Origin of the sequence: Sphingomonas sp. Leaf23, from assembly GCF_001421585.1 — a bacterium.
In the GTDB taxonomy this organism is placed as follows: Bacteria; Pseudomonadota; Alphaproteobacteria; order Sphingomonadales; family Sphingomonadaceae; genus Sphingomonas.
The window spans coordinates 743,768-756,863 of record NZ_LMKR01000001.1 but is presented as its reverse complement, the minus strand read 5'-3'; the positions used below and the strand labels follow the sequence as shown (position 1 = coordinate 756,863).

At 65.4% G+C, this 13,096-nt stretch carries 8 protein-coding genes, 1 pseudogene and 2 riboswitches; of the genes and pseudogenes, 4 read left to right on the top strand and 5 right to left on the bottom strand.

What is annotated here, in order from left to right:
• Nucleotides 1-50: 50 nt before the first annotated feature.
• The 5 genes and pseudogenes from ASE67_RS03620 to ASE67_RS03600 all read right to left on the bottom strand — a co-directional run.
• Nucleotides 51-1,094: pseudogene (locus ASE67_RS03620) on the bottom strand (glycoside hydrolase family 43 protein); the annotation flags it as partial.
• A gap of 14 nt (nucleotides 1,095-1,108) precedes the next feature.
• Nucleotides 1,109-2,194: an arabinan endo-1,5-alpha-L-arabinosidase gene (locus ASE67_RS03615; protein ID WP_055756805.1), complete on the bottom strand. Its 1,086-nt coding sequence runs from the start codon at nucleotides 2,192-2,194 to the stop codon at nucleotides 1,109-1,111.
• Nucleotides 2,195-2,269: 75 nt separating this feature from the next.
• The gene (locus tag ASE67_RS03610; RefSeq protein ID WP_055756803.1) at nucleotides 2,270-5,110 is read right to left on the bottom strand and encodes a TonB-dependent receptor; all 2,841 of its coding nucleotides are present in this window, start codon (nucleotides 5,108-5,110) and stop codon (nucleotides 2,270-2,272) included.
• A 185-nt stretch (nucleotides 5,111-5,295) separates the two neighbouring features.
• The gene (locus ASE67_RS03605) at nucleotides 5,296-7,725 is read right to left on the bottom strand and encodes a TonB-dependent receptor plug domain-containing protein (protein ID WP_055756801.1); all 2,430 of its coding nucleotides are present in this window, start codon (nucleotides 7,723-7,725) and stop codon (nucleotides 5,296-5,298) included.
• 198 nt (nucleotides 7,726-7,923) lie between these two features.
• A complete protein-coding gene (locus ASE67_RS03600) occupies nucleotides 7,924-8,688 on the bottom strand; it encodes an acyl-CoA thioesterase (protein ID WP_055756800.1) in 765 nt (254 codons plus the stop codon).
• Between the two features lie 107 nt (nucleotides 8,689-8,795).
• Nucleotides 8,796-8,996: riboswitch (cobalamin riboswitch) on the bottom strand.
• A gap of 127 nt (nucleotides 8,997-9,123) precedes the next feature.
• Nucleotides 9,124-9,346, top strand: a riboswitch (cobalamin riboswitch).
• Nucleotides 9,347-9,473: 127 nt separating this feature from the next.
• Between ASE67_RS03600 and ASE67_RS03595 the strand changes: the two genes are divergently transcribed.
• From ASE67_RS03595 to ASE67_RS03580, 4 genes are all read left to right on the top strand, one after another.
• Nucleotides 9,474-10,457, top strand: coding sequence for a DUF1852 domain-containing protein (locus ASE67_RS03595; RefSeq protein WP_055756798.1), 984 nt, complete (start codon nucleotides 9,474-9,476; stop codon nucleotides 10,455-10,457).
• 25 nt (nucleotides 10,458-10,482) lie between these two features.
• Nucleotides 10,483-11,511 carry a methionine synthase gene (locus ASE67_RS03590; RefSeq protein ID WP_200922149.1) on the top strand — a complete coding sequence of 343 codons (1,029 nt, stop codon included), beginning with the start codon at nucleotides 10,483-10,485 and terminating at the stop codon, nucleotides 11,509-11,511.
• A gap of 78 nt (nucleotides 11,512-11,589) precedes the next feature.
• Nucleotides 11,590-12,600, top strand: a complete 1,011-nt coding sequence (locus ASE67_RS03585) for a bile acid:sodium symporter family protein (protein ID WP_055756796.1) — start codon at nucleotides 11,590-11,592, stop codon at nucleotides 12,598-12,600.
• Nucleotides 12,597-13,094 (top strand): flavin reductase family protein, encoded by a 498-nt coding sequence (locus ASE67_RS03580; protein WP_055756794.1) that lies wholly within the window; start codon nucleotides 12,597-12,599, stop codon nucleotides 13,092-13,094. Before ASE67_RS03585 ends, ASE67_RS03580 begins: the two co-directional genes overlap by 4 nt.
• The last annotated feature ends 2 nt before the right edge of the window (nucleotides 13,095-13,096 follow it).

The window sequence follows — 13,096 nt, the reverse complement described above, 5'->3', positions numbered from 1 at the left end:
CTGCCCACCCCGCGCGCCGCACCGGGCGCGCGGGGCGGAAGGATTCAGGTTAGCGGCCCGTTGGCGACCGGAGGATCGAACTGCGGGACGCCCGCCGCGTCATAGCGGATCGGCTGGACCCGGGTGTGACGGTTCGGATCGAACAGCGGGTCGCCGGTGATCTTTTCGTAATCGCGCGCATGGAACACCAGCATGTCGCGGCCGCGTTCGTCGACCGTGAAGCTGTTGTGGCCGGGACCGTAGATCTTGTGCGCGACCGACGTCTGCATCACCGGTACCGGCGATTTGGTCCATGCCGCCGGGTCCATGATGTCGGCATCGTCGCGCGCGGTCAGCATGCCCAGACAATAGCGCGCGTCGGTCGCGCTCGCCGAATAGGTCATGAACAGCCGGCCGTTCCGCGCCAGCAGCGCGGGCGCTTCCGCGACCTTGTACCCGCGCACCTCCCACGGCAGGGTCGGGACGGTCAGCCGCGCCGGCTTTGCGGCCAGCGTCAGCGGGGTGGCAAGCGGCGCGAGATACAGGTTCGAGTTGGTCTCGATCCCCGGCTCGCGCTGTGCCCAGGCGAGGTAGCGGGTGCCACGATGGACGAAGCTGGTGGAATCGAGATTGAAGCTGTCCCACGGCGTCTGCAACTGCCCCAGCACGGTCCAGCGGCCGGTCATCGGATCGGGTCCGTCGCACACCACCGCATAGGTGCGGATGCGGAACACATCCTCCCCGCCGCCGCTGGGGCCGGCGGCGAAATACATGATCCACCTGCCATCGATCCAGTGCAGTTCGGGCGCCCACAGGAACCCGGACATCGGCCCCTTCGTCTCGTGCCGCCACAGCACCTTCTCCGGCGCGTTGGTGAGGCCGCCGATGGTCTTCGACCGGCGCAGCACCAGCCGGTCATATTCGGGCACCGATCCGGTCAGGTAATACCAGCCATCGGTGTGGCGAAAGACCTGCGCGTCGGCACGGTTCTTCACCAGCGGATTGACGATCCCGCCCGCCCGCGCGCGACGCTGGGCAAGCGAGGGCAGCGCGGCAACCGTGCCGGTGGCGGCGAGGCCGCCGAGCAGCGCGCGGCGCGACAAAGGGTGGGTCATCGGCATTCTCTCCTTCATTGCGCCACCGGCCAGCCATCGGCATCCCAGGTCAGCGACTGAATCTGCAGCGTCGGCGCGCCGTTCCGTTCGCGGTCATAAGCGTGATAGACGATATGGTCGCCGGTCGTCTCCTGCAGCACGGCGACATGGCCGCGGCCGACATAGCGCGCGTTGGTGCCCTGTCCCGATGCCAGTACCAGGGTCCCGCCGCCGTCCAGCATCGATTTGCCCGCCTTGTCGACATAGGGCCCGGTCGGCGAGGCCGACCGTCCGACGACGGTGTTATAGGTGCTGTCCGCACCCTTGCAGCAATTGTCGAACGAGGCGAACAGGTAATAGAAGCCGCCGTGGCGGACGACGAACGGCGCCTCGATCGCGGTAGGGGCGGGGCGCGACGCCAGCGCGTAGACCGTCTGGTCGCTGGCGAGCCGCAGGCCCGTGGCGGGATCGAGCCGCACCATCTTGATCCCCGACCAGAAGCTCCCGAACGCCATCCATTCGCGCCCGTCGGCATCGGTAAAGACGGCAGGATCGATCGCGTTGAAATTATCGCTCGTAGTCGACTGGATCACCGCGCCCTTGTCGGTCCAGCCGCTGGACGGCGTATTCTGGTTCAGCGCGTTGCTGGTCGTCAGCCCGATAGCGGAGCGGTTGGAGCCAAAGGTCGAGACCGAATAATAGAGGCGATATTCGCCGCCGCGCTTGACGATATCGGGGGCCCAGATGCCCGAGGTGCCGGGCACCGCCGCCGTCGCCCATGCCGGCAGCGCGGTATAGGCGGGCCCGCGCCACGTCCACGCCTTGAGGTCTGACGAGGTGCGGGTGGCGAGCAAGCCTTCCTTGTCGCCGACCGCGCCGGTGGTGAACAGGAAATAGGTACTGCCGTCCTTGATGATCGCCGGGTCGTGAACCGGCATGGTGTCGCCGGTGAGCGCGAGGCCGACCGGGGTCGCGGCGGCAGTCGGCGTGGGGGTCGGCGTCGGCGTGGGGGCAGGGGCGGCGGGGGCGGCGATGTTGCCGCTCGCCTCCCCGCCGGAAATGCCGCTGCAACCGGGAAGGGACAGGGCAAGCGCGACGAACGGAAGGGTGAACCGGGTCATGGATGGTCACTCCGAAAAAGGGATCGGGCAGTCGTGGCGAGGGGGCGGGACATGATCGCCCCGCCCGGCACCGGATCAGTCGAGCGCGAAGCGCACCCCGACGGCAAAGGTCCGCGACAGCAAGGTCGTGCCGAGGTTGAACTGCTCGGCATTGCCCGCGTCCTGGAAGCGGTAGTAGTTCTGCTGCGTCTGGTTGGTCAGGTTGACCGCATCCAGCGTCAGGCCGAGCCGGTCGGTGATGCCCCAGGTCAGCTGGAAATCGAGGCTGCTTTCGGCGCGTCGCCATACGCCGATCGGGTTTGCGAACAGCCGCGCTTCGTTGTTCGCGAGGAACGGCTTGCGCCAGACATAGGACAGGCGCGCGCCAAGGCCGCCTTTCTCATAGGCCAGCGTCGCGTTGTACGACAGGTCGGACACCCCGAAGAAACCGGATTCGGTCTCGCCGACGATCTGCCCCGTCTGGTCCGAGATCGGGATATTCTGCTTGGAGTCGAGCAGGGTCAGGCTGCCCTGAAACCCGAACCCGTCGAGCAGCGAGGGCAGGTAGGTCGGGAAATAGGTCAGCCCCAGCTCCAGCCCCTTGAGCACGCCGTTCGACGCATTTTCCGGCCGCGTGACGGCGAAGCGATCGGTGTTCAGCCCGGTGCCGGGGATCACCAGCAGCGAGGTAAGCGGCACGACCAGCCCGTCGATCTCCCGCCGGAACAGCGTGGCGTAGATTGCGCTGTTGCGTTCGAAAAACCATTCGGCCGACAGGTCATAGTTGCGCGAAGTGGTGGGGCGCAGGTTGGGATTGCCCGATCCGCCACTGCCGCGCCCAACGCCGGTCAGGTCGCCGACCAGATTGGGGTTGGGGTTCAGGTCGCCGAACGCCGGACGGCGCAGCGTTTCGCCATAGTTGAAGCGCAGGCGAACATCGTCGGTGATCGCATAGCGCAGCGTGGCGCTGGGCAGGAAACGGCTGGTGCCGTTCGACGCGCGCGACACCGTGCCGTTATAGCGATCGGTGAACACGAAATCGGTGTCGACATCGACATAGCGTACCCCGGCTTGCACATCGAGCGGCCGCCCGAACAGGGTGATCTGCCCGTCCGCCATCGCATAGGCGGTCATGGTGATTTCGTTGATGTCGAACACGTCGGTCAGCGCGAGTTGGTCCGACAGCTTGAAGTTCGGGGCGACGCTCCCCTTGTACAGCTGCCGGATGGCGTCGACATTATCGTAGATATAGCTGCCATTGGGCACCAGCCACGACGTCGGCACGCTGGCGCGTCCGTCGAAGAAGTTCTTGTTGGTCAGCTGCAGCCCCGGATCGAGCGTGGAGAGGCGCCGGCCGAGCCCGCGCGCATCCTGTGACCGCACCGAATCGGTCGCGTTGCGATCGTCGATGCGGATGCCCGCCTTTACCCGGCGCAAGAAGCCATCGTCCCACTTGTTTTCGCCATCGAGGTGCAGGGTAATCGCATCCCCCTTCGACCGGTTGGCATTGTCGTAGAATTCGCCGACATTCCACTGGGTCGGGTCGGTCAACAGCGCGTTGTTATCAAAGTTGTACGCCGGAATGCCGTTGCGGGTATTGAAATCGACGTCGATCCGCTTAGCGACGCGGTCGATGCGCATTGCCAGGAATTGGGTGTCGAACTGGCTGTTCTGGTATGACAGGTCGGCGGTGATGCGGCCATTGTCGCCGACCTTCCAGTCTCCGTTCAGAGCATAGATATAGCTGTTCGTCTTCGACCGGGTATAGTCGCCGCTGTTGAAGCCATAGACGTCGCCGACCGACCGCGCCTTGATGATATTGGTGCCGGGATACAGCTCGAACGTCGACTTGGGGTTCGCGCCCAGCCCGCCCCACCAATCGACGAAGCTGAAGAACAGGCTGTTCTGCGTGGTCGCGCTGAACTGGTTCCAGAAGAATTCGGCGGTGTAGGTCGAGCTGTTGTTCGGCGACCATTGTACCGCGGCGTTCACTGCCGGGCGTTCGCGCGTACCGCTGACGTCCGGGCTGAACACCGCGTCGCGCGAGAGATAGTAGGGCACCTGCCGGCCATCGAGCAGGAACGTCGAGCCGGCAGCGGTCGGCAATCCGCGCTCCGTTCCCGGCTCCCAAGCCCCGGTCTCGGGGAAAACACGTTGCAAGGGGGTGTAGCCTGGCGGCGGGTTTTCCGTGACGAACGGCACCATCGCGCCTGACGTCACGCTCATGTCGCGGAACTTGGTGCGCGAATAGCTTCCGCTCACCAGCACGCCGATATCGCCGATGCCGGTTTCCCAGCGGTTGCTGATAAGTGCCGACACGTTCGGGTTAAACGAATCCGCCTGCTCGTTGTAGATGCCGCGCGCCACGCCCGAGATCGCGAACCCGTCGAAATCGAACGGGCGGCGAGTGAATACGTCGATCTGCCCGGCGATGCCGGTTTCGATCTGGTCGGCGGCGCGGGTCTTGTAGACGTCGATCCGCTTGACGAGGTTCGCCGGAATGTCGGCCAGCGCAAATGCCTGCCCCGACGCGGTAAAGATGTTCCGCCCGTTCATCGTGGTCAGCGCATCGGGAAGGCCGCGGATCGAGATGCCCGCCGCCTCGCCGCCGGTGCGGTTGGTCACCTGTATGCCGCTGACGCGCTGCAACGCCTCGATCACGTTATTGTCGGGCAGTTTGCCGACATCCTCTGCAACGATGGAGTCGACCACCTGCGTCGAATTGCGCTTGATGTTGAGCGCGCCGAGGATCGATGCGCGCACGCCGGTGACGACGATCTCGTCGTCTTCGGCAACGGTGCCGGCAGGACTGGCGCTGGACGGTTGCACTGCAGGGGTAGTGCCGTCGGGCGGATTGCCCGTCTGCGCCTCCGCCGCCACGGCGCTCAGCAACGAGCAAAGAGATACCGACGCCAGGATGGCGGTTCTGCTGAACACGATTTGTCCCCTCCGACGAACCCCTTCCGGGTTCTTATACTCGGACAAATATCGCGATATTCAGAACACGCAATCGGCAATTGTAGGAGTTATCGCTAACATCAAAAAAAATTCCGGTGTTCAGGCGTGGCGGGGGTAGGCCGGACGGATGTGCCCGCCCCCGACAGCCTGTCCGATCCCCGGACCTACCAGTTCAGGCCAGCGCGGACATAGAGATAGCGGCCGTTGAACCCGAATGGCGAATAGTACGGGAAGCCGAGGACCCCGGTCGAGTTGTTGGCGGTCGGGGTTGCGCGGGGATAGACGTCGAACAGGTTGCTGACGCCGAATCCCAGCTGTGCGCCCTTCAGCCCGCTGTAGCGCAGTTCGAGGTCGGTAATCGCACGATTCCCGGTCAGTACGTCGGCGGCGGGCGTCGTGCCGGGCTGGTTGACGTTCCCGTAATAGGTGACGCGGGCGAGCGCGCCGAGCCGGTCGAGCGACCAGTCGATCGTGCCGGTCACCTTCTCGCCCGGCGTTCCCTGCTCCAGCGTCAGGATACGGCTGCGCGCGAACAGCGTCGGCGCGGGATCGAGCGTGGCGGTGGAGGTCGGCACGCGGGTCACGTCGACCTTGTTGATGTTGCCGGCGACGGTGAAGTCGAAGGTGCCGGCGGATGCGGTGCGGGTCCGGTAATGGGCGACGGCATCGATTCCCTGCGCCGTGCTGGCCAGCCCGTTGATGAAGAAGCGCGCGGCACTCGCCCCGGTGTTGGTCGCGGCGAGCAGGTTGCGAATCTGGGTCGCGACCGCCGCTGATCCGGCCGTCGCCGCGCTGATATTTTCGGACAGGCCGATCTGGTTGCGGATGTGGATGCGATAGGCATCGACCGTCAGGTCGAACCCGCCCGACCGGATCACGGTGCCGACCGACAGGTTCGTCGACTTTTCGGGTTCGAGCGGCAGGCCGCCGAGCGCCGATCCGACCGTGCTGACCGACGGGACAGTGCCGGTCAGCACGGGCACGCCGTTGGTCACGACCGATGCGACCTGCGTGAAATATTGCTGTTGCAGCGACGGCGCGCGGAACCCGGTCGACGCGGTGCCGCGCAGCGCGAACCAGTCGGTGACGTCGTACCGGGCGGAAACCTTGCCCGTCGCGGTCGATCCGAAGTCCGAATATTTCTCACCCCGCGCGGCGAGGCCGATCAGCAGGCGGTCGGTCAGTTGCGCCTCGACATCGGCATAGATGCTGCCGCTGCGCCGGCTGCGCTGCGTGGCGTTGAGCGGGCTGAAGCCGCCAAAGCCCTGCGCGCCGGGGGCCGCGCCGGTCGCACCGGTTACGGGATAGTCATAGGATGCGCGCTCGCCCGGCGAAATCGTATAGCCCTCGCGGCGCCCCTCGATCCCGAAGGCGACGTTCAGCGACTGGAACACGTCGAACTTGCGCGTGACGTCCAGCCCGGCGACATATTGGTCATAGGCGACCTGCCCGTCGTAGAAATTGCGCGGGGTCGCGGCGCCATAGGCATAGTTGGCCGAATTGAGCGTGCGGAAATCGACGGTGTTACGGCCATAGCTGAACGACAGGTCGACCTTGTACCCGCCAAAGTCACCGCGCAGCCCGACCGCCGAATTGATATCCTTCGTCTTGGTGTTGATGAGCGGCAGGAACCCGTTGGGATAGCCCGCCAGCGTCGTCTGCGCGCTGGCATTGCGGGGGAAGGCGGCACTGCGCGTGTCGCGGTCCTGATAGCCGCCGAAGGCGTACAGGCTGATACTATCGGTCAGCGAGGTGCCGGCGTTGACGAAGCCGGTATATTGCTCGACCGCCGGATCGCCATAGCGGCCGGTCACGCGGTTGGGCGTGACGCGGCGGTCGATATCGGCGCGGTTGGTCGGTTCCCGCTTGGTATATTCGCCCGACACGGTGACGAAGCCGTCGCTGCCGAAGCCGAACCCCTGCCACGCGGTCGCGGTGACGACCGGTTCGCCGGTCACGCTGCGCTGGTTCGCGGCGGTGTCGACCTGCGTATCGTAGAAGCCGTAGGTGACCCCCGCGCCGCCGCCCGAGCGGGCTTCGCGCAGGCGCAGGTTGACGACGCCCGCGATCGCATCGGACCCATATTGCGCCGAGGCACCGTCGCGCAGCACCTCGATCCGGTCGAGCGCGGAGGTCGGCACGGTGTTGAGATCGACTGCCGCCGACCCGCGCCCGACCGTGCCGTTGGTGTTGAGATTGGCCGAGCTGTGCCCACGAATGCCGTTGATGAGCACCAGCGTCTGGTCGGGCGCCAGGCCGCGCAGCGTCGCCGGGCGGATCGCGTCGGTCGCGTCATTGGCCGAGGGGCGGGGGAAGTTGATCGACGGGGCGACCGTCGCGAGTGCGGCGGCAAGTTCGGTCGTGCCCTGGCGTTGCAGGCTGGCACCGCTCAGCACGTCGACCGGCGAGGCGCTGTCGAGCCGGGTCCGGCCGGCGGTGCGGGTGCCGGTCACCACGATTTCGTCGCCCGTGTCGGCGGCGTCGGCAGCCGGTTCGCTCGTCTCACCCTGCGGTGCCTGGCGTGCGAAGGCGGAGGTCGCGGCCAGCGTGAGCAGCGACGCGCCGAGAAGGGCGATGGTACGGCCCTGAGTCATTCCCTGAATTCCCTGTTCGATTCCGCACTGCGGAACAGTGCAAGGCGCCTCCCTATTCCAGGGGAGCGGAAAGGTAGCCAAAGAAAATCTATTAAGTGAATAGGAATTGCTCGGGGCTGCAATGGTCGTTCGGACGGGCAGGGCAGTCATCGCTTCTTGGCGGCGGCGGGCATATCGCACACGCCCTTCCGACCAGCGCTATTGAACGTCGGCAAACGGCTTGGCCCGGCCGGCTTCATCGACCGAAACCATCGTGAACAGCGCCGTGGCCGCGTGTCGCCGCTCGCCGGTAATCAGGTACTCGGCGCTGAGGTCCACGCCGATCCGCACCGAGCTGCGCCCGGTCATCCGCACCTCGGCGGTGAGTTCGACCATCTCACCCTCGCGGATGGGCGATACGAAGTCGATCCGATCGGAGGCTGCCATCACCATCACCGCCCGCGCATGGCGGGTCGACGCGATGAAGGCCGCCTTGCCCATCATGCGCAGCGCATCGCCGCCATAGAGCGTGCCATAATGGTTGGTCTGGTTCGGCAAGATCATGTCGACCATCCGCAGCGGCGCGGCAGCATCGTTGGTGATCGCCTCCGCCATCGGCGGCAGCGGCTGTTCGGTGCCGACCGCGACCAGCGTGAAGCGGCCCCGCGTGCACAGCTGGCGTTCGCCCAAAACCGGCGCTTCGGCGATCAGTTCGACCTCGACATCGAGCGATTTTCGCCCGACCCGCACGACGCGGCCCGTCACCTCGACCATATCGCCGATCCGCGCCGGTGCCGCAAAGTCGATCTTTTCCGAAGCGGCGGTGACAAAGGATGCGCGGCCATGACGCGAGGCGGCAAGGAACGCCACCTTGTCCATATGCGCCAGCGCCACGCCACCGAACAGCGTTCCGTGGTGATTGGCGTCACCGGGGAATACCATGTCGACCAGCTGGATGGGGGTGTGGCGCGCGTCGTGTGACATTCGGATCCTCAATCATTCGCGGAGGATATCCAGACGCCAGAGGCCAGTGGGAGGAAGGCACCTCCTCCCCACAGCGACGCAGCGGCCAGACCGGGCACCCCGCCGGTGGTCGTTATGGCGTCGAAGGCAGGTCTCCTGGCTCGCGGGTCGTCATGGAAATCCCGGCCTTCCCGGTGTCGAAGCACCAGTGGCACACCAGGGGAAATCCACTCGCCGCTTACAGTTGCGGGGGCAGCATCGGCATCGCACCGATTTCCCGTCTTAGCCTTCGGCCATGGGGCGAAGGAACCTCGACCGGACGGCGGTCGCAGAAAGTGGCCCGTCCCGTCAAGGCCAGCTTCGCTCTCCGCCGACCGCTGCACGGCATGCAATCACGCCGCGATACAGGATATAAAGATATCTTTATATGTATGTTGACATGGGCAAGGGGATGATGTTGAAGGGCCAGGTCGAGGTTCCCCATCCCATGCAAGGCGATGGGGCTAAGACGGGAAGCCGGTGGTGTCCTTCAGGGCAGAATCCGGCGCTGCCCCCGCAACTGTAAGCGGCGAGCGGCGGCTCCATTTCGTGTCACTGGGTTCCCGCAAGGAGCCTGGGAAGGCCGGAGCCACCGCGTTGACCCGTGAGCCAGGAGACCTGCCTTTCGACGCCATAACGTTCCTCGGACGGGGGTTCCTCCGGTGGATCGCGCTTGATGCGTGCGGTCCATGGCTTGATGCCGTTCGGGCCCGTCCGTGCCTTGCGCGCTTTCGCCTGACTTCCCGCCCGCAAAGCCTGGGTGAGTCATGACGAATAGCGGGTTCACATTCTCGATCAGCAGTATCCCGTTCGACGAGGAATATCGTCCGGGCGACAACACGCGGATCACCACCAACTTCGCCAATCTCGCACGCGGGGACAGCCGCCGGGAAAATCTGCGCAACACGCTGGTGATGATCGACCACCGCTTCAACGCGCTGATGCATTGGGACAATCCCACGGGCGATCGCTACGCGCTGGAGCTGACCATCGTCTCGGCCGCGCTCACGCTGGGGGACGGCGCGGAGGCGGAGGCGTTCCCGCTGATCGAGATCCTGCACACCACCGTCACCGACCGGACCAGCGGCGAGTGTAGCGACGGAATGATCGGCAACAATTTCTCGTCCTACATCCGCGATTATGACTTCAGCGTGGTCCTGCCCGACCATCGCAAGGCCGGGGGGGGCGATGCGCCCGAGGGCTTCGGCGACCTCCACGGCAATCTGTTCAAGCATTTCCTGGCGTCTAGCGCCTACCGCGACAATTTCCGCAAACCCCCGGTCATCTGCCTCAGCGTATCGAGCAGGGAAGTCTATCGCCGCACCGCCAACGTCCATCCGATCCTCGGCGTCGAATATCGCAACGACAATTTTTCGCCGACCGACCGCTATTTCGCGAAGATGGGCATGAGGGTCCGCTATTTCATGCCGCCGCACAGCGTCGCGCCGTTCGCCTTCTATCACATCAGCGATCTGGTCAGCGATTACACGAACCTCGAACTCGCCAGCACGATCGCGACGATGGAGACATTCCAGAAAATCTATCGTCCGGAAATCTACAACGCCAATTCGGTCGCGGCGGAGCAGTATCGGCCGAGCCTGACGTACCAGGACTATTCGCTGACCCGCATCGTCTATGACCGCGAGGAACGCAGCCGCCTCGCCACGGAGCAGGGCAGGTTCGCCGAAGAACATTTCATCAAGCCGCACGGCGACGCGCTGCAGCGCTGGTCCGCGACCTGCGGCCTCTGACCCCCACGCATACGAAGGTATTCCCATGACGATATTGTTGCCGACGACGACCGCGGGCAGCCTGCCCAAGCCCTCCTGGCTCGCCCAGCCTGAGACCCTGTGGTCGCCGTGGCGGCTGGAGGGTGAGGAGCTGGTCGCGGGCAAGCGCGACGCGCTGCGCCTGGCGGTCGACGACCAGCGGCAGGCCGGGATCGACATCGTGGGCGACGGCGAACAGACCCGCCAGCATTTCGTCACGACCTTCGTCGAGCATCTGGACGGCGTCGATTTCGAGAAGCGCGAGACGGTGCGTATCCGCAACCGCTATGACGCCAGCGTGCCGACCGTCGTCGGTGCCGTCTCGCGTCCCCGATCGGTATTCGTCGACGATGCCCGGTTCCTGCGCGCGCAGACCGACCAGCCGATCAAGTGGACGCTGCCGGGCCCGATGACGATGATCGACACGCTGTACGACGCGCATTACCGCAGCCGCGAAAAGCTGGCCTGGGAGTTCGCCTGCATCCTGAACGAAGAAGCGCGCGAACTGGAGGCGGCCGGCGTCGATATCGTCCAGTTCGACGAACCCGCCTTCAACGTATTCTTCGACGAGGCGAACGACTGGGGCATCGCCACGCTGGAGCGCGCCGCCGAAGGGCTGAAGGCCGAGACCGCCGTCCATATCTGCTACGGTTACGGCATCAAGGCCAACACCGACTGGAAGAAGACGCTCGGTTCCGAGTGGCGCCAGTACGAGCAGACCTTCCCCAAGCTGCAAACGTCGACGATCGATATCATCTCGCTCGAATTCCGCAATTCGCGCGTGCCGATGGACCTGATCGAACTGATCCGGGGCAAGAAGGTGATGGTCGGTGCGATCGACGTCGCGACGGACACGATCGAAACGCCGGAACAGGTCGCCGACACGCTGCGCAACGCGCTGCGCTTCGTCGATGCCGACAAGCTCTTGCCCGCAACCAATTGCGGGATGGCACCGCTGTCGCGCGACGTCGCACGCGGCAAGCTGGCGGCGCTGGGGGCCGGCGCGGCAATCGTTCGGGGCGAACTGACGGCCTGATCCCCGTGCCGTGCCAGCCCATTCACGACCGGGCAGGCACGGCGTAGGGGGGCGTATGGACAAAGCGGAAGATCGATTATGAAGGCTATCCTTCGTCGGCTGCGGATCGACACCTATATCCTCGCGATCGTCGCCATGGTGGTGGTCGCGGCGATCGTGCCTGCGCGTGGCGCTGGCAAGAACGTGCTCGACATCGTGGTGTACGCCGCGATCGCGCTGCTCTTCTTCATCTATGGTGCACGGATTTCGCGGCAGGCGATCTGGACCGGCATCCTGCACTGGCGGCTGCAATCGCTGGTGTTCGCCACGACATTCGCGGTGTTTCCGCTGCTGGGCCTCGGGATCACGACGCTCCTGCGCGGGCATCTGGACGACGGACTGGTGACCGGGCTGCTGTTCCTGTCGCTGCTGCCCTCGACTGTGCAGTCGTCGATCGCCTTCACCTCGATCGCGCGGGGCAATGTGCCTGCCGCGCTGTGCTGTGCGTCGCTGTCGAATCTGGCGGGGGTGGTCATCACGCCGTTGCTGGCGACGCTGTTTCTCAGCGCCGGTACGGGCGGCATGTCGCTCGATTCGGTACGCGACATCGCGCTGCAGATCCTGCTGCCGTTCGTGGTCGGGCAGTGCGCGCGGCCTTTCATCGGCGACTGGCTTAACCGGCAGAAGACGCTGACGATGCTCGTCGATCGCGGTTCGATCCTGCTGGTCGTCTATTCCGCATTCAGCGCGGGTGTCGTGGCCGGTATCTGGAGCAGGGTGACGCCGCAAAGCCTCGGGCTGGTCATTGTGCTCGACCTCGTGCTGCTGGCGGTCGTGCTGGTCGCCACCACGGTGGCAAGCCGCCTGCTGCGCTTCACCACCGAGGACGAGATCGCGATCGTGTTCTGCGGATCGAAGAAGAGCATGGCGAGCGGCCTGCCGATGGCGAACATCCTCTTTCCCGCCGGCGCGGTCGGGCTGATCGTCTTGCCGCTGATGCTCTTCCACCAGATGCAGCTGATGGTCTGCGCCGCACTTGCCCGGCGCTATGCCCGGCGGGTCGCGGACGGTGTTGCGGTTGATCTGGCGGTTGTGGAGCGCAAGCGATGAACGTGTTGACGCCCATGGGCGACGAAGCCGACCTGCGCCGCGTGTTCGGTCGGTTCCCGACCGGCGTCACCGCGCTGTGTGCGATCGATCGGGGCACGCCCATCGGCATGACCGCGAGCGCGTTCGTCGCGATATCGATCACGCCGCCGCTCGTGTCGGTTTGCATCAGGCATGGTTCGGCGACGTGGCAGCAATTGCGCGGCCTTGGGCGGATCGGCATCTCGTTCCTTGGCGCGGGGCACGCCGCCACGGCGCGGCAGCTGGCACAAAGGGGCGACGATCGCTTTCGGGGGCTGGAATACGAGACGACCCCCGACGGCGCAGTGTTCCTCAGCAATACCGGTGCATGGCTGGACTGTACGGTCGAGCAGGAGATCGCGGCGGGCGATCACGACATCATCCTGTTCCGGCTCCACCGCGCAGCGACCGCCGATGCGGTGATGCCGCTGATCTTTCACGCCAGCGGCTTTCACACGCTGATGCCGATCGGGTAGCG